The sequence below is a fragment of the uncultured Winogradskyella sp. genome, assembly GCF_947496485.1.
Taxonomy (GTDB): Bacteria; Bacteroidota; Bacteroidia; order Flavobacteriales; family Flavobacteriaceae; genus Winogradskyella.
Map to the genome: position 1 here is coordinate 1,694,380 of NZ_CANMCZ010000001.1, position 22,770 is coordinate 1,717,149.

General features: G+C 32.9%; 22 protein-coding genes and 1 tRNA gene. 6 read left to right on the forward strand and 17 right to left on the reverse strand.

Features of this window, described 5'->3' with window-relative positions; genetic code table 11:
* Positions 1 to 31 precede the first annotated feature (31 nt).
* From Q0822_RS07300 to Q0822_RS07325, 6 genes are all read left to right on the forward strand, one after another.
* Positions 32 to 119 (forward strand) — tRNA-Ser (locus Q0822_RS07300).
* Positions 120 to 193: 74 nt separating this feature from the next.
* A complete protein-coding gene (locus Q0822_RS07305; protein ID WP_299121987.1) occupies positions 194 to 964 on the forward strand; it encodes a MotA/TolQ/ExbB proton channel family protein in 771 nt (256 codons plus the stop codon).
* A gap of 9 nt (positions 965 to 973) precedes the next feature.
* Positions 974 to 1,417 carry a hypothetical protein gene (locus Q0822_RS07310; RefSeq protein WP_299121989.1) on the forward strand — a complete coding sequence of 148 codons (444 nt, stop codon included), beginning with the start codon at positions 974 to 976 and terminating at the stop codon, positions 1,415 to 1,417.
* Between the two features lie 6 nt (positions 1,418 to 1,423).
* On the forward strand, positions 1,424 to 2,038 hold the full coding sequence (locus tag Q0822_RS07315) for a biopolymer transporter ExbD (protein ID WP_299121992.1): 615 nt from the start codon (positions 1,424 to 1,426) through the stop codon (positions 2,036 to 2,038).
* An 11-nt stretch (positions 2,039 to 2,049) separates the two neighbouring features.
* Entirely contained in the window at positions 2,050 to 2,514 is a 465-nt protein-coding gene (locus tag Q0822_RS07320; protein ID WP_299121995.1) for a biopolymer transporter ExbD, read from the forward strand.
* Positions 2,515 to 2,608: 94 nt separating this feature from the next.
* Positions 2,609 to 3,307 carry a porin family protein gene (locus tag Q0822_RS07325; RefSeq protein ID WP_299121998.1) on the forward strand — a complete coding sequence of 233 codons (699 nt, stop codon included), beginning with the start codon at positions 2,609 to 2,611 and terminating at the stop codon, positions 3,305 to 3,307.
* On the opposite strand, the gene Q0822_RS07330 is transcribed toward Q0822_RS07325, so the two are convergent.
* The 17 genes from Q0822_RS07330 to Q0822_RS07410 all read right to left on the reverse strand — a co-directional run bounded on the left by Q0822_RS07330 (position 3,302) and on the right by Q0822_RS07410 (position 22,702).
* Positions 3,302 to 3,910, reverse strand: coding sequence for a hypothetical protein (locus Q0822_RS07330; protein WP_299122001.1), 609 nt, complete (start codon positions 3,908 to 3,910; stop codon positions 3,302 to 3,304). The two genes, Q0822_RS07325 and Q0822_RS07330, sit on opposite strands and share 6 nt — an antisense overlap.
* Before the next feature lie 12 nt (positions 3,911 to 3,922).
* Positions 3,923 to 5,389, reverse strand: a complete 1,467-nt coding sequence (gene rpoN / locus Q0822_RS07335) for an RNA polymerase factor sigma-54 (protein WP_299122004.1) — start codon at positions 5,387 to 5,389, stop codon at positions 3,923 to 3,925.
* Between the two features lie 71 nt (positions 5,390 to 5,460).
* The gene (gene asnS, locus Q0822_RS07340; protein ID WP_299122006.1) at positions 5,461 to 6,906 is read right to left on the reverse strand and encodes an asparagine--tRNA ligase; all 1,446 of its coding nucleotides are present in this window, start codon (positions 6,904 to 6,906) and stop codon (positions 5,461 to 5,463) included.
* Positions 6,907 to 6,930: 24 nt separating this feature from the next.
* Complete coding sequence (locus Q0822_RS07345; RefSeq protein ID WP_299122008.1) at positions 6,931 to 9,351, reverse strand: efflux RND transporter permease subunit; 2,421 nt, start codon at positions 9,349 to 9,351, stop codon at positions 6,931 to 6,933.
* A 75-nt stretch (positions 9,352 to 9,426) separates the two neighbouring features.
* Positions 9,427 to 10,704, reverse strand: coding sequence for a DUF5686 family protein (locus Q0822_RS07350; RefSeq protein ID WP_299122013.1), 1,278 nt, complete (start codon positions 10,702 to 10,704; stop codon positions 9,427 to 9,429).
* Between the two features lie 70 nt (positions 10,705 to 10,774).
* The gene (frr, locus tag Q0822_RS07355) at positions 10,775 to 11,326 is read right to left on the reverse strand and encodes a ribosome recycling factor (RefSeq protein ID WP_299122018.1); all 552 of its coding nucleotides are present in this window, start codon (positions 11,324 to 11,326) and stop codon (positions 10,775 to 10,777) included.
* A gap of 43 nt (positions 11,327 to 11,369) precedes the next feature.
* Positions 11,370 to 12,077, reverse strand: coding sequence for a UMP kinase (pyrH, locus tag Q0822_RS07360; protein ID WP_299122022.1), 708 nt, complete (start codon positions 12,075 to 12,077; stop codon positions 11,370 to 11,372).
* 79 nt (positions 12,078 to 12,156) lie between these two features.
* Complete coding sequence (locus Q0822_RS07365) at positions 12,157 to 14,496, reverse strand: tetratricopeptide repeat protein (protein ID WP_299122027.1); 2,340 nt, start codon at positions 14,494 to 14,496, stop codon at positions 12,157 to 12,159.
* A gap of 110 nt (positions 14,497 to 14,606) precedes the next feature.
* Entirely contained in the window at positions 14,607 to 15,581 is a 975-nt protein-coding gene (gene tsf / locus Q0822_RS07370; protein ID WP_299122032.1) for a translation elongation factor Ts, read from the reverse strand.
* Positions 15,582 to 15,662: 81 nt separating this feature from the next.
* Positions 15,663 to 16,463 (reverse strand): 30S ribosomal protein S2, encoded by an 801-nt coding sequence (gene rpsB, locus Q0822_RS07375; RefSeq protein WP_299122036.1) that lies wholly within the window; start codon positions 16,461 to 16,463, stop codon positions 15,663 to 15,665.
* Between the two features lie 179 nt (positions 16,464 to 16,642).
* A complete protein-coding gene (gene rpsI, locus Q0822_RS07380; protein WP_299122041.1) occupies positions 16,643 to 17,029 on the reverse strand; it encodes a 30S ribosomal protein S9 in 387 nt (128 codons plus the stop codon).
* Positions 17,029 to 17,484 (reverse strand): 50S ribosomal protein L13, encoded by a 456-nt coding sequence (gene rplM / locus Q0822_RS07385; RefSeq protein WP_299122046.1) that lies wholly within the window; start codon positions 17,482 to 17,484, stop codon positions 17,029 to 17,031. Before rplM ends, rpsI begins: the two co-directional genes overlap by 1 nt.
* Positions 17,485 to 17,646: 162 nt before the next feature.
* A complete protein-coding gene (locus Q0822_RS07390) occupies positions 17,647 to 18,744 on the reverse strand; it encodes a DUF3179 domain-containing protein (RefSeq protein WP_299122050.1) in 1,098 nt (365 codons plus the stop codon).
* A gap of 5 nt (positions 18,745 to 18,749) precedes the next feature.
* Positions 18,750 to 19,721, reverse strand: coding sequence for a transporter (locus Q0822_RS07395; protein ID WP_299122053.1), 972 nt, complete (start codon positions 19,719 to 19,721; stop codon positions 18,750 to 18,752).
* 72 nt (positions 19,722 to 19,793) lie between these two features.
* Positions 19,794 to 20,750: an L-threonylcarbamoyladenylate synthase gene (locus Q0822_RS07400; RefSeq protein ID WP_299122056.1), complete on the reverse strand. Its 957-nt coding sequence runs from the start codon at positions 20,748 to 20,750 to the stop codon at positions 19,794 to 19,796.
* A 42-nt stretch (positions 20,751 to 20,792) separates the two neighbouring features.
* Entirely contained in the window at positions 20,793 to 22,421 is a 1,629-nt protein-coding gene (locus Q0822_RS07405; RefSeq protein ID WP_299122063.1) for an FAD-dependent oxidoreductase, read from the reverse strand.
* Positions 22,422 to 22,423: 2 nt separating this feature from the next.
* Complete coding sequence (locus tag Q0822_RS07410) at positions 22,424 to 22,702, reverse strand: UBP-type zinc finger domain-containing protein (protein WP_299122067.1); 279 nt, start codon at positions 22,700 to 22,702, stop codon at positions 22,424 to 22,426.
* Positions 22,703 to 22,770 lie beyond the last annotated feature (68 nt).

Below are 22,770 nucleotides of genomic sequence, written 5' to 3' on the forward strand. Positions count from 1 at the left end.
GGCACTAATGTAATTTTTAAGCTAAAATTACAGAGAGGTGGCCGAGTGGTCGAAGGCGCACGCCTGGAAAGTGTGTATACTCCAAAAGGGTATCGAGGGTTCGAATCCCTTCCTCTCTGCTTATATTTTAACGATTGTTACATTATTTTTTTTATCTTTAACACTTTAACTAATAAAATTAAGATTCAGAACAATGAAAAGATTATTTTCTATCCTTGCCATAACATGTTTAATGGCTATCGGAACTGTTAACGCCAATGCAACAACATTAGCAACTACAACAGCAACTGTAACAAGTGTAACTCAAGAAACAGCTGAAGCTGTGGAAGAAGATTTGAGTTTCCATCAAGAATTAAAAAAGCGTTTTATTGAAGGTGGCCCTGGCTTTATGGGAATTGTATTATTATGTTTAATTCTTGGATTAGCAATTGCTATAGAGAGAATTATCTTTTTAAACCTTTCAACAACAAACACTAAAAAGTTAACTCAAAATGTAGAGGATGCATTAAATTCTGGTGGTATTGAAGCTGCTAAGGAAGTTTGTAGAAATACAAAAGGACCTGTTGCTTCTATATTCTATCAAGGTTTAGATAGAGCAGACGAAGATATTGATGCTGCTGAAAAAGCTGTAGTGGCTTACGGAGGAGTTCAAATGGGACAGTTAGAAAAGAATGTATCTTGGATATCCTTATTTATCGCTTTGGCACCAATGCTTGGTTTCATGGGAACTGTAATTGGTATGATTCAAGCCTTTGATAAAATTGAAGCTGCCGGTGATATGCAACCGTCTTTAGTTGCAGGTGGTATTAAAGTAGCGCTTTTAACAACAGTATTTGGTCTTATTGTAGCGATTATACTTCAAATTTTTTACAACTATATTATTGCTAAAATAGATAGTATTGTAAACGATATGGAAGACGCATCTATCACATTGATGGATTTATTAGTAAGACACAAAAAATAGAAATCAATTATGCATAAAATATTAAAAATTGTAGCCGCAGTTTTAAGTTTAATCGGAATTGTTTCTCTGGTTAGAATTATTGCAGCTGGTGATGAAGCCATAAAAACAGGCGGAGAGGATGGACTCTTTGAGCCTATGGCTTGGATAGGATATATAACATTAGGTATAACTGTATTGTTTGTATTGTTTTTTGTATTAAAAAATCTATTTACAAATACAGCAAATCTAAAGAACACTTTGATAGGTGTTGGTGCATTTTTAGCAGTGCTTTTGATTGCATATCTTGTTTCAGGAGGTGATCCAATGAAGTATGAGTTGCAAGAAGATAATACCTTTGCGACAGATGGGCAATCTACTATGGTTGGCGCTGGTTTAGTAGCTTTCTATATATTGTTAGCAGTTGCTGCAATAACCATGATTTTTTCAGGAGTAAAAAAAATAATCTCTAAATAAATTAGTATGGCAAAAAGATCAGCACCCGAAGTAAATGCAGGATCAATGGCTGACATTGCTTTCTTATTACTTATCTTTTTCTTAGTGACAACCACAATAGAGAAAGACAAAGGATTATTAAGAAGTTTGCCACCTATTGATGACTCAGAAGTTGAGCCTCCAATTATTAAGCAGAAGAATTTATTCACTGTATTAATAAATCGTCATAACCAATTGCTAGTAGAAGATGAAGAAATGCAATTAAAGGATTTAAGACAAGCGGCAATAGAGTTCTTAGATAATGGTGGAAGTACAAATGCAGCTGGAGAGTCTTGTACATATTGTAAGGGTAAAAGAGATGAATCTTCATCTGATCATCCGGACAAAGCAATTATCTCTATGAAACACGATAGAGAGACGACGTACGAGAAGTATATGGATGTACAGAACGAACTTGTTGCTGCCTATAATACACTTAGAGAACGTGAAGCTCAGCGTCTTTTTAACAGATCATTTAAATCTATGTTAGAAGAGAAAGAAAAGAATCAGTTTAAAAAGGATGAGAAGTTGAACGAGCAAATAGAAACAGTTAAAAAATTGTTTCCATTGAAATTATCTGAAGCAGAACCTGATAAAAATTAAAAGAAACGAATATGTCTAAATTTAGAAAAAAAGGTAAAGGTGAATTGCCGGCAATCTCAACGGCTTCATTACCAGATATTGTATTTATGTTGCTTTTCTTTTTTATGGTGGCAACTGTAATGAGAGACAGTTCTTTAATGATTGAAAACATATTGCCAAGTGCAGATCAAGTTGAAAAATTAAAAAAAGACAGAACTATTTTTATCTATGCAGGTAAGCCTAGTAGTCAATTTAGTCAATTTGGGAAAGAGCCACGAATTCAATTTAACGATGCTTTTATTAGTGTAGAAGATGTAAAGCCCTCTATCCTTACAGGAATTGCAGAATTGAATGAAGAATTACAAAGTAAAGTAGTGGTTGGTCTTAAGGTGGATAAAAACACCAATGCTGGCTTAGTTTCAGACATTAAGCAAGAACTGCGTAAAGCTAATGCTTTAAAAGTAATGTACATTGCTAATGCAAAATTAGAAGAATAATATTTATATATTCTTAATTTTATAAATAGAACGTCCTGTGTAATCAGGGCGTTTTTTTATGTAATCTCATCTAAAGATTTTGTAGTTTTATTACATGAAATTTACATTTTTACTTTTTATCTTTTTTATAGGGCAACTAGGATTTTCTCAAGTAGATGATACTGACAAAGCTGAACTATATAAAAATTACAGAGAAGATCAGTTTTACGCTTCAGTCACTTATAATTTGTTAAATAATAAGCCTAAAGATATTTCTCAAAGCGGATTTTCTTCTGGTTTTCATTTTGGGTTTATAAGAGACATGCCAATAAATGAAAGGAGAAATTTCGCAATTGGTTTAGGTTTAGGTATATCTACAAACTCATACAATCAAAAGAATTTATTGATTGAAGAACTTAATGATGATATTGCACTAAGTATTATTAATGAGGACAATTTCAATGTTTCTAAAAATAAGTTTACGACATACTTAGTTGAAATACCATTAGAGGTTCGTTGGAGAACGTCGACAACAACTGATTATAATTTTTGGAGAATATATACAGGCTTTAAGGTAGGTTATTTGCTTTACAATTCCTCAAAGTTTAAGAGTGAAGAAGTCAACCAGAACTTAAGTAATATAAATGGCTTTAACAAAATTCAATATGGCTTAACGCTCAGTGCTGGTTATGGCACGTGGAATTTTCAGGTCTACTATGGGTTAAATACTATATTCGAAGACAGTGTAAAATTAGACGATGAAGCTTTAAATCTAAAATCTCTTAAAATAGGGTTGATGTTCTATATTCTATAACCAATAATTTACAAGTATAAATTGCGGAAATAGACCAATAAAAAAACCAATAATTAATTCTGGATTAGTGTGTGCTTTCAAATGTAATCGAGATGTGGCAATAGCTCCAAGAATAATCATCATAATTGCAATCGTACCATTAATGTTAATTTGATAGTGAATGCCTAAAGCAACAGCAAACATAAAAAAGCCTGATGCGGCAATCATATGAATACTTGCCTTTACCTTAAATATTGCTAGAATTAAACATGCTAGTGTTGAGCAAAGAATACCTAAAAAGAAATAATATAATTCTACAATTTCTTTCAATGTTAAAACTCGAATAAGAATCAATGTAGTTATAATACAATTTATAAACAGAGGGATTAAACGCTCTTTTGTACTTTTTAAATAAATAGAATCTACTTTATTAATTGTTTTAAGTAAGAAGAATAATAGTATAGGTAATATTATAGTAAGAATAATTATTGAAAAAATCTTAGCCTTTATTACAGGCTCAGGAATAAAACGAGGTGTTTTAGAGAAATAAAAGAGAACGCCCAAAAGAGGCATAATAAGTGGATGAAAAACAAACGAAATGCCTTTTAAAATAAAATTCTTCATCCAAATTTACTATTATAACTCCTTTCTTAAACGCGCAACAGGAATGTCTAATTGTTCTCTATATTTTGCAACTGTGCGTCTTGCAATAGGGTAGCCTTTTTCTTTTAGTATTTTAGAAAGTGCCTCATCAGTCAAAGGTTTCTTTTTATTTTCCTCTTCAATTACAGTTTCAAGAATTTTCTTAATTTCTCGAGTAGAAACTTCTTCACCTTGATCATTGGTCATAGACTCTGAGAAGAATTCTTTGATTAGTTTAGTACCGTAAGGTGTATCCACATATTTGCTATTGGCTACTCTAGAAATGGTTGAAACATCCATTTCTATTTCATCAGCAATATCCTTTAAAATCATTGGTCGTAGATTTCGCTCATCACCTGTTAAAAAGTATTCCTTCTGATAGTGCATAATTGAACTCATAGTCACAAATAAAGTCTGCTGACGCTGTCTTACGGCCTCAATAAACCATTTGGCAGCATCAAGCTTTTGCTTAATGAACATCACGGCATCTTTTTGCGCTTTAGATTTGTCTTTAGTGTCTTTATAACCCTTGAGCATATTATTGTATTCTCGCGATACGTGAAGCTCAGGAGCATTTCTGCCATTTAATGTTAACTCTAGCTCACCGTCAACAATCTTTATAGCAAAGTCTGGTACAATATGCTCCACAATTTTATTATTACCAGCATAAGAACCACCAGGTTTAGGATTAAGACGTTCTATTTCTTCAATCGCATCCTTAAGTTGTTCCTCGTTAATGCTAAATTTATGCATTAACTTTTTATAGTGTTTTTTAGTAAACTGCTCAAAGCCTTTATCGATGATTGCAGTTGCCAATTCAACATTTGGATGCTGTTCCTTTCTATGTAGCTGAATACTTAAACATTCTTGAAGACTACGCGCACCAACACCTGCAGGATCTAACTGATGTACAATGCTAAGTACCTTTTCAATTTCTTCTTCTGTTGTAAAAACATTTTGAGTAAATGCTAAGTCATCAGTAATATCTGATAAAGAACGACGTATATAACCACTTTCATCTACACTACCAACTAAGAAATAGGCAATTTCTTCTTCCTGATCTGAAAGTCTAAATGTATTTAATTGATTGATTAAGTGTTGCGTAAAAGATGTACCGGCAGCATATGGGACACTTTTATCTTCATCATCTGCACTATAATTATTGGCTTGTGTTCTGTATTCAGGGATTTCATCGTCGCTTAAATACTCATCTATATTGATGTCATCTGCATCAATCGTTTCATTGTCATCGTAATCTTCTGTAGAATTGTCAAAATCATCAATGTTATCATCTGAAGCTTCAGATTCTTTGCCAGTATCTAATGCAGGATTTTCTTCTAATTCTTGTTTTAAACGTTGTTCAAAAGCTTGTGTAGGTAACTGAATCAACTTCATAAGTTGAATCTGCTGAGGTGATAGCTTCTGTGATAGTTTAAATTGTAAAAACTGTTTTAGGGACATAAAATTTCTGTTGATTATAAAAATAAGAAAAACCTATTAGGTTATAGAAACTAATAGGTTTAATATTTTATTTAAAACTCAGCATTTTGAGGTGTTCTTGGATAAGGGATAACATCTCTAATATTTCCCATACCTGTAGCAAACATTACTAAACGCTCAAAACCTAATCCAAAACCAGAATGTACAGCTGTTCCGTATTTACGCAAATCTAAATACCACCATAGCTCTTCTTCTGGAATATCTAGTGCTTTCATCTTCTCTTTTAAAACTTCTAAACGTTCTTCACGTTGAGAACCACCAACCATCTCACCAATACCTGGAAACAAAATATCCATGGCTCTAACTGTTTCTCTTCCTTCATTGTCTGGCTCATTTAAACGCATGTAAAATGCTTTAATATTCGCAGGATAATCAAATAATATTACAGGACTTTTAAAGTGCTTTTCGACTAAGAAACGCTCGTGTTCAGATTGTAAATCTGCTCCCCATTCATTTATAAGATACTGGAATTTTTTCTTTTTATTAGGTTTGCAATTTCTAAGAATATCGATGGCTTCAGTATAGCTAACGCGTTTAAAATTATTGTCAACAACAAACTTAATTTTATCAATAATGTTCATTGGACTTCGCTCTGCTTGAGGCAATTTTTTCTCTTCATCTTGCAAGCGTTTATCTAAAAATTCTAAATCTTCTTTATTATGCTCTAGTAAATAACTTAAAACTGATTTCAAAAAGTCTTCCGCTAAATCCATATTACCAGCTAAATCCATAAAAGCGACTTCAGGCTCAATCATCCAAAACTCGGCCAAGTGACGAGAAGTATTAGAATTTTCTGCTCTAAATGTTGGGCCAAAAGTGTAAACCTTACCTAGAGACATAGCATAAGTTTCTGCTTCTAACTGACCTGAAACAGTAAGGTTGGTTTCTTTACCAAAAAAATCCTCTTTATAATTTACCTCACCATCTTCAGTCAATGGAGGGTTTTTAGGATCTAAAGTACTAACACGAAACATATCGCCCGCTCCTTCGGCATCACTACCAGTAATTATAGGTGTGTGCATATTGTAAAATCCATTATCGGTAAAATACTTATGTATAGCGAAAGATAATGTAGACTTTATGCGCATTACTGCACTAAATGTATTGGTTCTAGTTCGTAAATGAGCATTTTCTCTTAAGAATTCAAATGAGTGCTTTTTAGGTTGAATAGGATAAGTTTCAGGATCTGAATCCCCTAAAACATCTAAACTTTTCACAACGATTTCAACTGATTGACCTTTACCTTGACTTTCTACTAATTCACCAGTAACGTGAATAGCAGCTCCAGTAGTTATACGCTTTAAAAGCGCTTCATCAAAATTTTCGAAATCAACAACACATTGAATATTATTTATTGTAGAACCATCGTTTAATGCTATAAACCGATTAGCTCTAAAAGTTCTTACCCATCCTTTTACGGTAACATCTTGCAAGGTCACATCTTGTGATAGTAGTTCTGCTACAGATTTTGTTGTCATGATTTAAATAATTTTGAAATGCTATTATAAATTTTCTTCTTGATTTTCTATGTCATCTTCGGTTTCATCATCTTCCGAAGGAATAATATTAATTGAAGGCTCTCGCAACACTTCTTTATTGGCAATATTACGCTCTAATGAGAGCAAAAGTGATGGCAATAAGAGCAAGTTAGAAAGCATGGCGAAAAGCAATGTAACAGATACCAGAGCTCCTAAAGCAACAGTACCACCAAAGCTCGAAATTGTAAATACAGAGAAACCAAAGAATAATACGATAGAGGTATAGAACATACTTACTCCAGTTTCTCTAAGCGCTGCATATACCGATTTTCTGATTTTCCAATGGTTAGCTTGTAATTCTTGTCTGTATTTTGCTAAAAAGTGAATAGTATCATCAACAGAAATACCAAAAGCGATACTAAACACTAATATTGTCGATGGTTTTATTGGGACACCTAAATAACCCATTAATCCTGCTGTAACTAAAAGCGGTAATAAGTTTGGGATTAACGACACAATAATCATTCTAAAAGAACGAAACAGATAGGCCATGAATAATGAAATAAGGAAGATGGCTAGAGTCAATGATATTACTAGGTTTCTCACTAAATATTTAGTCCCCTTTTGAAACACCAAAGCTTTGCCTGTCATAATAACATTGTAGCGTTCTTCAGGAAACACCTTATTTATCTTATTCTGAAGGTTTTCTTCGATGCGCTCCATCTTGTCTGTACCAATATCTTTCATAAAGGTTGTGATACGCGCATATTGACCTGTACTATCTACAAAATTCTTTAGTAAGTCTACATCAGAGTTAGAGTTTTTAGCATAAGAAAGGATAAAACTATTTTCTTGACTAGTTGGTAATTGGTAATACTTAGGATTGCCGTTATAATAAGCTTGTTTACTATATTTTATCAAACTTACAACAGATATTGGCTTTGATAATTCTGGTGTTTCAACTATAAGTTCTTCGAGTTCATCAATTCGTTTTAAAGTAGCCAATTTCATGACTCCCTTTTTACGTTTGGTATCTACCATGATTTCCAATGGCATAATACCGTTAAATTCGTCTTCAAAAAAACGAATATCTCTAAAGAACTCTTTATCTTGAGGCATATCCTCAATTAGACTACCAGAAATTCTAATTTGGTTTATTCCAAGCATACTTGCAATAATTAGCACAAGTGCCGTAACATAAATAGTAATTTTTTTGTGTTTTACCATGTGCTCCATCCAATTCACAAAACCACCAATCCACCGTTTGTTTAAATGTTCTAAATGGCGTTGTTTAGGGTAGGGAAGAAACGTATATATTATTGGAATAATAAGTAAACAAAGTATAAAAATTGCTAATATGCTTAATGAAGCGACAATACCAAATTCTTTAAGTAATTTACTTTCGGTAAGAATAAATGTTGCAAAACCTGAAGCTGTGGTAACATTAGTCATCAACGTTGCATTACCGACTTTAGTAATAACACGCTGCAATGATTTTACCTTATTACCATGAGATTTAACCTCATGCTGATACTTATTGATTAAGAAAATGCAATTAGGAATACCAATGACAATAATGAGAGGAGGAATTAAAGCCGTAAGAACCGTTATTTCATAACCTAGAATGCCAATAATTCCGAAGGTCCACATTACTCCGGTACATACTACAATTAGAGAAATAAATGTTGCTCTGAACGATCTAAAAAACAAAAAGAAAATTAGAGATGTAATCAAAAGAGCAGCTCCTATAAAAATAGGAATCTCATCGACAATGTTCTGAGCATTTAGTGTTCGAATATAGGGCATCCCAGATATACGAACATCTAACTGGGTTTTTGATTCGAAAGCATCTATTTTTGGTTGAAGGACTTCAATTATAAAATCTTTTCTTGCTGAGGTATTGACAATATCTTTTTTTAGATAGATTGCCGTACGTATCGTTTTTGTTTCAGCATTAAATAAAAAGTTATCGTAAAACGGATATTGTTTAAACAATTCCTCTTGAAGCGTATCAATCTGCTCAGTACTAGAAATTGAGTCTTTAATAAAAGGCTCTAAATCGAACTGTTCTTTTTTAGTATTCTTAACTAATTTCTGAAGATCTTTAATTGATAAAACTGTTTCAACTTCATCAAAAGATTTAAAAGAATCTGCAAGCTTGTTCCAAGCATTAAGCTGTTGAACGGAAAATAAACTCGAGTCTTTTACTCCCAAAACAATAAGATTACCTTCTTCTCCAAAGACTTTTAAAAAGTCATTATATGTAATATTAACTTCGTGTTCGTCTGGTAACATATTGGCTTCGGTGTATGTAAAGCGCATATGTTTCCATTGCATACTAAAAAACACAGTTGCCAAAATGATGGCAATTAATATGAAAATCTTATTACGAAGAATTAACCTCGCAATAGCTTCCCAAAACCCTGTGGTAAATAGTTTTAACATTCAGTAATTAAATGAGCGGCAAAGGTAGAAAAAACCTAAGGATTTGTTAGATAATTAACAGGAATATAATTTAGTTTAAAGTGAAAGATTGAAGGTAAACTTAAATGCAATATTATCTTCGAAATTGGGTAGATGATATCCACCATAACGATAGGCAAAGCTTAGCCCAAAACCAAAAAGTAGTTTGTTAATTTCGAAACCAGATTCTGAGTAGACGTGATTAAGTGTTCCAAATGAAATGTCTTGATGTCTATCAATGCTATTCATATCTCCAACAGCATATCTAGAAATTAGGACCAATTGTGGTCTGAAACGGTCTGAAATTTTAAAAATTGGGAAATAATGTTTTAATTGTAAGGTTGTAAACTTATCACTGAAAAATTCATTAAAGTACATGGTCTCAAAACTGTTTAAACCAGCAACAGAAAAACGTTGTAAAATAGTTTCTTTATTAATATTATTAGGATATGCATGATACAAGTGCGTGAGTGGTGCATCTCCGCCAACTACACCAGCTACTAATGTGATGTTGCTAATGGCTTCATTTTTATAGTTAAATTGCTGAACAGTTCTAAAATCTAATTTTGAAAAATTGAAATCACTTCCCAAAACAGATTTAAAACCTTGGGTGAACTGCAACGTAAATTTTGGATATCCATTTACAACTGTCACTACTCTGTCTTCTACAACATCAAACGTACTGAAAGGACTCCATTGTAAGCTCATTTTTGCTGTACTTAGATCAAACGTTTTATAATTTTCACCATCTAAAACATAAGTGTATTCATATGTAGGGTCAATCTTGTTTAAAGAGAGTTCAGTCTCCGATAATAGATGATTACTTACTCTATGTTCAAGAGAAATAGATTTACTAATGTACTTGTGAAATAAATCAATATTTAATAAACGAGGTTCAAAAAAAGTAAAGAAGCGTTTATCTGTTAAAAACTTTGAACTTCCAGTTTCTGATAAATCATCTGTATAAGCAAAATTTAGCCAAGTGTTAGTAGATTTGTTTAACCTAAAGCCTCCACCAATTTTATATTTAAATCGATGATCCTTAAATCCATATACAACATAGGAGTTAATGCGAAACCACTCAGAGAAGCGATCATTGGTGACTCCTCCGAGACCAGTCCTTAAACCTTCATACTGATTAAATTTTACAAGATAACGTAAGTCCAAATCAAAATACTTAAATGGTAAAAATCCATTTCCAATATTTTTTAGGTACTCACTTTTTTTGATAGAATCCTGAACTGTTTTTATTGAATCTTTCTGAGTAGGTGTTGACTGAGCAAAACTACTTGTTGCGTATATTAAAATAAAAACAACAAACAGTCGCTTAAGCATTTTTTAATTAAGATTTTGATTATAAAAAAACATCCCAATTTATTTGGGATGATATATTAATGAGAAAGACTTAGACTGTCATTATCTCTTTCTCTTTAACATCTAGAATGTCATCTACCCTTTTAACGTAAGTATCGGTTAATGATTGTACGTCAATTTCAGCATTTTTTTGTAGGTCTTCTGAAACATCAGCTTTTTTGATATCATTCATAGCTTCCTTTCGAGCATTTCTAACACCAACTTTAGCATCTTCAGTTTCAGCTTTGGCCTGTTTTGCTAAATCTTTACGACGCTCTTCGGTTAATGGAGGAACATTAATTATAATCATTTCTCCATTATTCATAGGATTAAAACCAATGTTGGCAACCATAATACCACGCTCAATTTCTTGCAACATACTTTTTTCCCAAGGTTGAACAGAAATGGTTCTTCCATCTGGCGTATTTACATTTGCTACTTGACTTAATGGTGTTTGAGAACCATAATAATCTACCATTACACTACCTAGCATAGCAGGACTTGCTTTACCAGCTCTAATGTTAACTAATTGTTTTTCTAAATGCTTAATAGCTGCATCCATGGCTTCTTTAGCTGTATCTATAATAAATTTAATTTCGTCCATTGTATTAAAATTTAATTGAGTTTCATCAATATTTAAGCCAAATTTAAATATTCACTTTAGTTCCTATGTTTTCCCCAGAAACTACTTTGAGTAAGTTTCCTTTTTTATTCATATCAAAAACGATAATGGGTAATTCATTTTCTTGACTCAACGTGAAAGCTGTGGTATCCATAACCTTAAGACCTTTTAGTAATACGTCTTTAAAAGAAATATGGTCAAACTTCACTGCTGTACTATCCTTTTCTGGGTCAGCGGTATAAATACCATCTACTCGAGTACCTTTTAAAATGACATCTGCTTCAATTTCTATAGCACGAAGCACTGCAGCAGAATCTGTAGTGAAATATGGATTACCAGTTCCTCCTCCAAAAATCACAACACGTCCTTTTCGTAGGTGGCTCAATGCCTTTCTTCTTATAAAAGGTTCTGCTACTTCATTGATTTTGATTGCAGTTTGTAAACGTGTTTTAACATCTGCATCTTCTAATGCATTTTGTAGAGCTAAACCATTGATTACAGTAGCTAACATTCCCATGTGGTCACCTTGAACACGATCCATACCATTCATAGCGCCAGCAACACCTCTAAAAATATTTCCACCACCAATTACAATAGCAACTTCTACGCCTAATTCTGTGATTTCTTTTATATCCTTTGCATATTCAGATAGACGTTCTGGATCTATACCATATTGACGATTTCCCATTAAGGCTTCTCCAGATAATTTTAGCAGTATTCTTTTATATTTCATAAGTTGATTTGAAAGTTCAACAAAGCTACATAATTATTAGCATCTGTAAAAGTGAAAAAAACATCAAACCTTTAAAGGTTTATGCACCTAGTCTTTTCTCTAAAGCTTTTGCTTTTTGAAGTGGAATGTAGTTAGCATCTGCATTCGCCAAAAACCTAAGGGTTATATCTAGATATTTCCTAGATTCGGTTTTATCTTCTTTTTCTAAAATTTCTGCGAGTTTTAGATAATTTAATGGGTCCTGAGTTTTTTTAGCGATCTCATTTCTCATTATTTCTAAAGCTCTTTTTGAATTACCACTTTTGTAAAAAACATCAGCAATAAAAAACTTAAAGCCTATAAGTTTTTCTAAATCAGCACTACTGTTTTCAAAAACCTCAATACATTTTGAGTATTTTTTCTCTATATAGGCCTTAGAAAGATTAAATAAATCCACAAATCCTTCACCTTGAGTTTTAAATACTAAATCTTTACACAAAAGGTAATCTGAAGTATCTCCAACTAACGGGTAACCATAATATATGGCTTGGAGATTAATACCGCACCTAAAGTTGTCATAGCTATTAGGCATAAATGTTCCTAACTGTTCGATAACATGCTCAACACCTTCTAATTGCCCTGTAGATTGATAAAGTAATGTTTTTTTTGTATAATTTGAAAACATTACATTAATTATGGGTTGCTGCTTAATCGCTAATTCTTCATAGTCTTTTATAAGACTTAAAGCCTTGTTTACTTGGCCCATGCTATGTGCATAACTATATTTAGACCTCATATAGCTTAAGCTGTCTGATAAAGATGTAGCTTCTGATAAACCTTTGTCTATCCTTTTTAAAGCGTCTTCAAAATTAAGATTTATAAAATCTAAATAAGCAATTCGTCTTTGAATACTAGTGTTAAAAGGGTCTAAGGATTCTTCTTTAAGTAAGATGGTTTTGGCTTCTGTAATTTTTCCTTGTTCTTCGTACAAGTCGGCATACAGTAATCGGTTTTGCTCGCGTTCTGGAAATTCTTTAGTTAGTTGATCTAAAGAGCTCTTTGCATCGTCAAAATCATTATTACTTATTTGTATCTTATATAATTCTAGAAGACCAAGCTCTCTATTACCCTTTTCAATAGCTTTTTGCATTAAGGCTTTAGCTTGCTCAACGCCACCATTAATTGTATAGCGTGTTAGCAATAGCTTATAGGTATTAAAGTCATAAGGATATAAGTCTTTATGAAACTCTAATAATTTAATTAAGGCATCACTGTTGTTCTGTAAACTATAAAACATTTGTTTAGGATAAAATTGCATACGCTTTGGTAAAGCTGCACCATATTTTATAGCATTTTTAAGGTACTTTAAAGATTCTGCCTGATTTCCTTGTCCAAAATATGCGCCACCAACAGTTAAATAACACATGGAGCAGTTAGGGTCTAGTTCTATAGCTTTTTTACCTTCTGCGATCAATTCATTTAAAGCACTTGGATTTTTAAATAGCGTTATACTAGACTTAATATAATATTCTAATGCTTTTACATTTGAAGTTACTAAGGCAGATGCAGGAAGTGTGAAATTATTATCAAAATTAGCTAAATCTCTATCCTTTACATCATAATCGGTAGAAATAGCCTCGAAAATTTGGTCTCGTATAGCGTCTAACGCTATGAATATATCAGCATTTGATACATTCATTTTTAAAATACTTTTATTGTTTTTAGTTTGGTACAAATCACCTGAAAAGGTATAAATACCATCGGTTTTTTTAAAAGTAATTTTGGTAAAATAGTCGTTTCTAGATTGTTTAGAAATATTACGTTGTACAGCAATATTTGGTGTTGTAAATAATGGTACACCTAATTTTTGATAATGTGGGCTTAATTCAAAGCTCGAAGTCACATAAAATTCAGGACGTTGCTCCAAATTAAAATCGAGGAGTGTGGACATGGCAACGCCCATCCAGTCTAGTTCTCTATTGTCAGTTAAGTTTTCAAATTGAAATAGAGCAATACTTTTAACTTTTTTTAAGTCTGGTACTATTGCTTTAAATTCTTTACCTTCTTCATCAACCAAAGCGATAAGTTCGGTTTCTCTATCCTTTATTTTGTCCTTACCTTTTATTAAAAACAAACCAATACCTAGACCTATAATAATATTAGTAATTATAAAATATCTTGGCCATTTCTTTTTTTCATAGACCTCTTTTCCATTAGGTTGATATCCAAAATAAACCAATACAAAAACTGCGGGAGTCAAAATTAACCAAATGAACAAGTACCTGTCTTGCCATATATCACTGATTCCATAACGTTGTATAATAACGCTTTGAATAAATTGAAACAAACCAAAACCAACCGCCAAATAAGTCCCTAAATACTGAGGTATTTTACGATTCCATAGTTTTTCTAAAAACGATTTATTAGTATTCTTTCTCATTGGTTTCAGCTGATTCACGAAAATAGGAATATACTTGCTTAGTTCAAACTCTTATTAAATAAAAAAACCTCCAAATTAACATTTGGAGGTTTATATAAAGTTATGGCATGTTATCCTACAATAGCTCTTTTAAATCCTACAACAGAAACATCTCCATAAGACTTAACGTAGTCTGCAACAGTTTGCTTTTCATCTTTAATAAACTTTTGATCTAATAAACATTGTTCTTGATCTAAAGTCGTATTATCAGAAATAAAACGTTCCATCTTACCAGGTAAGATTCTATCCCAGATTTGTTCTGGCTTCCCTTCAGCTTTTAATTCTGCTTTAGCAGCATCTTCTGCGGCAGTTAAAACCTCAGGAGTTAATTGTGCCATAGAAATATATTTTGGTACATTTTTTAAGGTCTTACCCAAACGTCCTAATTCGATATTATCTTTTTCAATCACAGCAATACGGGCTTCAGTTTCTGAAGCGACAAATGCAGGATCAAAATCTTTATAAGATAAAGTAGTTGCTCCCATAGAAGCTACTTGCATAGCAACATCTTTAACCAAAGTTTCAACATTATCAACTTTAGCAGATAAACCTACTAAAGCAGCAATTTTATTAATGTGAACGTATTGTCCAACGTATGGTGCATCTAATTTTTCAAAAGCTGTTATATCTAATTTTTCTCCAATTACACCAGTTTGTTCAGTTAACTTTTCTGCAACGGTCATACCACCAAAATCAGCAGCTAAAAATTCTTCTTTTGTATTACAGGTTAATGCAATATCGCCTAAATCATTAGCTAATTTTACAAAGTTTTCATTTTTTCCAACAAAATCTGTTTCACAGCCTAATACGATAGCAACACCAGAAGTGTTATCTGCATTAATTTTTGCTACAGCAGCACCTTCAGAAGAATCTCTATCTGCTCTTTTTTCTGCAACTTTTTGTCCTTTTTTACGTAAAACTTCGATAGCTTTATCAAAATCACCACCAGCTTCAACTAAAGCTTTTTTACAATCCATCATACCAGCACCAGTTGCTTGTCTTAGCTTGTTTACTTCTGCTGCTGTAACTTTTACAGTATTTTCCATAGTTTTTAAAATTTAAAAAGTCATTCAATTAATTTTCGAACGAAAAGAACTAAATGACTTTTAATATTGTATAAATGTTATTTATTCTTCTTCTTGAGCTGCTACTGGAGCTTTTTCAGCCTTCTTAACTGCTGGTTTAGCTTCTGCTTTCGCTTCTGTTTTTTGAGCTTTTCCGTCTTTTTCAGCACGTTCTGCTTTTCTTTCGTTTAAACCATCTGCAACTGCTGAAGTTACGATAGATAAAATCTTATCAATAGATTTAGAAGCATCGTCATTTGAAGGAATTAAATAATCTACTTCACGTGGGTCAGAATTAGTATCTACCATTGCAAAGATTGGAATATTTAATTTTTGTGCTTCTTTAATAGCGATGTGCTCACGCATAATATCAACAACAAATAAAGCACCTGGTAAACGTGTCATATCAGATATAGAACCTAAATTCTTCTCTAACTTAGCACGTAAACGATTAACTTGTAAACGTTCTTTCTTAGATAAAGAGTTGAATGTTCCGTCTTTCTTCATTCTATCAATAGAGGCCATTTTCTTAACAGCTTTTCTAATAGTTACGAAGTTAGTTAGCATTCCACCTGGCCAACGTTCGGTAATGTAAGGTTGGTTTACAGCAGCTGCCTTTTCAGCAACAATGTCTTTAGCTTGTTTTTTTGTAGCAACGAATAAAATCTTCTTTCCCGATGCTGCTATTTTAGCTAATGCATCAGAAGTTTCTTGAATTTTTGCTGCTGTTTTGTAAAGGTTGATAATATGGATACCGTTACGCTCCATATAAATGTAAGGAGCCATGTTTGGGTTCCACTTGCGTGTTAGGTGACCAAAGTGTACACCTGCTTCTAGTAGTTCTTTTACTTCTACTTTTTCCATGTTGTAATAGTTTACGTTCTGTTAAATTAGCAATGGCTGAGTGGTTGCTTACGCGCGCCTCAATCATTTAGATGCTAAACTTTTAATTCTGAACTCGTTTCAGAATCTTTTAAATTTCAATAAAATAAGATAATTCAGAATCTGAATGAACAGACTCTGAATTAAATATTGTTTGGATATTAACGTTTTGAGAATTGGAATTTCTTACGCGCTTTCTTCTGTCCGAATTTCTTACGCTCTACCATTCTTGGATCTCTAGTTAATAGACCTTCTGGCTTTAATATTGCTCTGTTTTCAGGGTCTAACTCGCACATTGCACGAGAAAGTCCTAAACGTATTGCTTCTGCCTGGCCGGTGATACCACCTCCATATACGTTAACAGTAATATCAAAGTTGCCATCATTGTTAGTCAAGGCTAAAGGTTGGTTTACTTTGTACTGAAGTGTTCCAGTAGTAAAGTATTCCGCCATGTCTTTTTTGTTCACCGTGATCTTGCCTTTTCCTTTAGCAACATACACACGAGCAACAGCCGTCTTTCTACGGCCAATTTTGTGAATTACTTCCATTAGTTAATTTCGTTTAATTGTATTGCTTTTGGTTTTTGCGCTTCGTGAGCATGCTCTGTACCAGAAACAACTGTTAAATTTCTGAAAAGAACTGAACCTAATTTGTTTTTAGGTAACATTCCTTTTACTGACTTTTCTACTAATCTGGTTGGGTCTTTCTCAAACATTTCAGTAGCAGTCAGGCTTCTTTGTCCACCTGGATAACCTGTGTGACGGATATAACTTTTATCTGTCCATTTGTTACCAGTTAAGTTGATTTTTTCTGCATTAACAACAATTACGTTATCACCGCAATCAACGTGTGGCGTAAAATTAGGTTTGTGCTTACCTCTTAAAAGTATTGCTACTCTCGAAGCTAAGCGACCTAAAGTTTGTCCTTCAGCATCTACTAAAACCCACTCCTTATTGACGGTAGCTTTGTTAGCAGAAACTGTTTTGTAGCTTAATGTATCCACACTAATTTGATTTATTATTGCGCTTTACAGCGCAAAAGATTAAACATTCCTCTTTAAAAAAGAGTTTGCAAATTTACGATAAACTATTGGATTACCAAGCGTTGAGGTAGCTTTTTTTTCCTTGTTATGCTAGCAAGAGAAATTCAATATACAAACTAATACTTAAGGGATGTAAATTGATGGATTTGGAAAAAATGCAGCAATGGCAAACCACATACTTGTAACACTTTTTGAGGGTGCTAATTTTTGCCCCAACCTTGGACCTTCTATGGCTTCTCCAAACATGTTCCATTTATTACCTTCATTGTCCGCAAAGAAAATTTCAGAATCTTGAAAGTCATAAGTAAATGTAAGGTTATCAAAGGCAGCACTCATTTTAAAGGCAACAATGATGTTTTCATTACCGACAATAAGATAATCTGTATTGAAGAAACTATCTCTAATAGCATTGCCGCCAATAAAATTAGAAAATCTATAGACTTTAGATCTATTATTTTCTGTAATTATTGCAAATATGCGTTCTTTATTTGGTAAAGCTGTATTTATTGGACTTGGGACAAAAATAAAAAAGTTATGATCAGTTTTATAAGGACCATACGGATAGCTTCCATATGGCTTGTCGAAACCGGTTTCTAAATTCAGGACTAATGAATTTGGGAATGAATTTTTCCAAGTACCCCAATTTGTTTCAATAACAGATATTTTAGTAGGAGTTTCTCCTAAAAGTTCTCCATTGACACATTCTTGCAAAATTTGAGACCAGTTACTATCAGTCTCCCTATCATATAAGATTAGATTAGCGTTATATAATAAACCGGAAACTCCAAAAGTTGAAAATGTATTATTTGCTCTACTTCGCCAAGCAAATGCGGTTCCTGTAAGAGGGCAGTAGGATAATGTTGTTTTGGTTCCGTCTAAATCATCATTAACAATTTCGTGCCAATCTAAAATGAAATGTGGATATGCTTTTACCATATCGCCTATTTTTATACCAACAACCAATTCATCATCAGATAAGTAATTAACACTACTGGCGATATCGAACATTGGATTATCAATGGATGGAATTCCATCTTTTCCCGGACCACCATCTCTAACCTCTCCTACAGGTATCGACCAAGGATCACTAGGCGCAGAGCCGTCATCATCATTTCCTCCTGTAATACCGCCTCCACTGTCATTATTAGGAGAGTCAGTAGAACTACAGCCAACAAGCATTAGAACAAATAAAGTTATTAGTAAAGTTTGTAAATTTTTCATGGCAATTAATTTATGATAAGAGCTTGTGGTTTATTGAATAAGTTAAACAAAAGTCCTGTTGTTAATCTATAAGTTGGTGTTAATTGTATACCGTCTGGTCTAGAATATAGAGGCAATTCAGCAGCAGCATTAAATGATGCATTTTGAAATAGTTGAATCGAAAAATTTGGTATTATAAATACCCAATCTCCACCTGTATTTGGGATATCAAATCCCAGAGTTCGATCTTTAGTAGCATTTCTATATTTAAAGGTAATGCCAGGGTTTATGAATGTTTTTTTAATGATAAACTGATCAGAAAGACTTATGTAAGCTTGAAGTTCATCTCCGAATTGATATGTGGAGTTCCCAAAATAAGTAGTGTTTTCACCAGGTTGTCTATAAACTACTCTGGTTGAAAATGTCATGGTTGGTCTAAAATCAAATGTTTTTGAAGCTCCTAGTAAATAAATTAAATCCCAAGCGTTGCTTCCTGGCTGTAAATCTGCATTTAAGGTTATACCTTGATCGTTGGTTTCGGTTGATGAGCCAACAGGAATTTTAACTCCAAATCCGAGATTAATACTCCAGTTTTTTTCTATGTTATTTATAATCTTATATCGAGCTAATACAATGGCATCACCAATACCATATGTTTGATCTAAGTTTTCAGTGTCAAATTGAGATATAATACGTCTTTGATTTACCCAAGTAAATAAGCCCTCAATTGATAATTTTTTTGAAAACGAATAACCAGCATTAACTAAAACAGAATGCGTAGTTCTTAATCTTGAATCATCATCTAAAGTTTCAGAATCATTTTTTAGAGTATTTAGATTATTGAAATCGTAGCTTAAACCTAAAATTAAACTATGGTCTTCAGAAAACTCTAGACCAATGTTATTTGATAAAGGAATACCACCCGAGCAACAGGTTTGACTGTAAGTTAAACCAATAGAAAACACTCCTATAATTACAATAAGAAATCTGAACATCATTGCTTTTTATATTCAAGAGAACTTAGAATTTAGACGCTAATTTTTTGATTACTTACAGTAAAATGAGGAAATCTATTTAGTAGCCCGTTTTAATCTATCATTAATGGACTTACCTAAACCATAGTCAGGGAGTTTTTCTGCTATAATAATATCTAAATCTTGCTTATCTAATTGATGTAAGGCATCATATAATTTAAATGCAGCTTCTTCAAGATTTTTGCTTTCAGACAATACAACTTTGAATTCTATTGCGTCATCATTTAAAACATCATTAAAAACTAAAATACCAATACGTTTATTACTATATTCTTCAATAGATTTTGAAAGGTTGCTCGTTAGGATAGTTTTAGTCTTTGGCGCATAATGACGTTCTAGCATTCCGGGAGCTTCAGGAGAAATTTCTTTTTTGTTTTTTATTTCAATTTTGCCAACGACATCTTCAATGGCTTCAATTGGTGTTGAGCCTAAACGGTAAATAACGGGTTCTTCATTTTCAAAACCTATAATGGTAGATTCTATTCCGCTTTTACATGCACCACCATCTAAAACCATTTTAATATTATCTTTAAAATAGTTTTCTACATGCTGAGCAGTGGTTGGACTAATACTGCTAAATGGATTTGCACTTGGTGCAGCTAATGGAAAGGATAAATTATTTAAGAGTTCTAATGTTAAAGAATGATTGGGTATACGAACAGCTACAGTGTCTTTGTCAGCAGTAATTATATCTGGAATTGAATTCTTCTTTTTTAAAACCAAAGTTATTGGCCCTGGCCAAAAAGCCTCAGCTAATAATTTTGCTTTTTCAGGAATATACTCTACAATTTTTGAAAGATATTCTACTGAAGGAATATGTACAATAAGCGGGTTAAACAATGGACGCTGCTTAGTTTCAAAAATTGATTTTATAGCTTTTTCACTGTATATATTTCCCGCTAAACCATAAACCGTTTCGGTTGGTATGGCAACTAATTCTTCAGAATTTAATAATGCAACAGCTTTTGATATGTCTTTTGAAATAATACTCATAATCTCATTAGACTACAATATTACTTCAAAAAAGTGAATTCTCTATTTTAAATCACTTAAGTAACGATGGATCATACTTACAACTACTGAGCCTTCACCAACGGCAGAAGCTACACGTTTCACAGAATCATGTCTTACATCACCAACTGCAAAAATCCCAGGAATGCTCGATTCTAGAGATTGAGGCTCACGATTAGAGTAGATATCACAAGTGGTTAAATCTTTTTTAATTAGCGAAACACCAGTAGATATAAATCCCCTTTCATCTGTAATAACAACATCATCCATCCATTTTGTATTAGGTTGAGCACCTATAAATGAGAATACATTAGAAACCTCCATAACCTCCTTTTCTCCATTATTAGAAATAGTAATTGATTCTAAATGATGATCGCCTTTAAGTTCAGTGATTTCAGTATTTCTAAGAATTTGTATTTTTTCTGAAGCTTCTAAGCGCTGTACTAAATAATCACTCATTTTAGCACCTAAATCATCGCCTCTAATCATTACATAAACCATCTTTGCATGGTTAGATAAAAACATGGCGGCTTGTCCTGCAGAATTTCCACCACCAACAATCACAACAGCTTGGTCAATGCAATTACTCACATCCATACCTGTTGCAGAATAATAAACACCACTGCCTTCAAAATCACTAATATTATCAATTGGTAAACGCCTGTAAGCTGCACCTGTCGCCACAATTATAGATTTAGATTTTATAACTTTATCGTTAGTGGCACAAACCGTGAAATGGTCTTGATTATATTCTAGGCTTTTTGCGCGATGCGGAATAGAAATATTACATCCAAATTTTTGAGCTTGTATATAAGCTCTATTTGCTAAATCTCCACCTGAAATACCTGTTGGAAATCCTAAATAGTTTTCAATTTTAGAACTTTTTCCTGCCTGTCCACCTGGAGCTTCGCTATCAATAGTGACAACTTCTAAACCTTCTGAAGCTGCATAAACACTTGCTGCTAAACCTGCAGGACCAGCACCAATAACAAGAACATCAAAAACCTTATCTTCAAAATCCATCAATACACCACTGTATCTTGCAAGTTCATCTACCGAAGGTTGTACACAGACTTTAGAATCACTATTAATTAAAATGGGTAAATCTGATTCAGATAAATTAAAATTCTTGAGTAATTCAATGGCTTCATCTCCAGAATCTGTGTCAATGAAATTATGCCAAATATGATTTTTTTCTAGAAAATCTCTAATGCGATATGTGGCGTTAGATTTTCCAGAACCAACGAGTTTTAAACCACCAGATATTTCAGATAGAACCGTCTGCTGACGTAATAGAAAGGCATTTAATAAAACATCACTGATATCACTATTTTTAGATATCGCTTCTTTTAATCGATTAGGTTTTATTCGTAATAGGCTCGTATTGGGTATTGTATCTGCATGAAATTGAGCAGCACGATTAGACAGCATTCCACTATCTCCTGAAAATTCATACTTACCATGTTTTACAATAGTAGTATTGTTATAAGGGTCATTAATATTAATAGCGCCTTTCAGAATAACGAAAAAGTCATAAAGATTATCACCAAGTGTAAATACTCTTGTTGGTTCTATAAAATTTTCAATAACACCATAGTCTTTAAGTTTGGTAACTTGGCCGTGTGTTAATTCTGGAAAACGAGGATCTTTCATTCTTAATAAGTCTTTATCAGTTTATGGTCATAGCACCATAGCCATTTTTCATTTGGCTCAGCTGAACTAGCAACAGGATGATTATGAGAAATAGCATGATTACTGGCATGTTTATTTGGTGAGCTATCACAACACAATGTTGTGCCACAAGTTTGGCAAGTTCTTAAATGCAACCAAGAATCACCAGTTTTTATACACTCATCACAATGATAGCTTTCAGCAATTTTTACATCTGAAATTGAGGTGAGATGATCACATGTTTTGGATTTGAATTGTGCCATAGAACGTTTTCAAATTGTGTTATGTAAAGATAAGAAAAGGTAAGTTAATTCTTAAATAGCTTTATCTT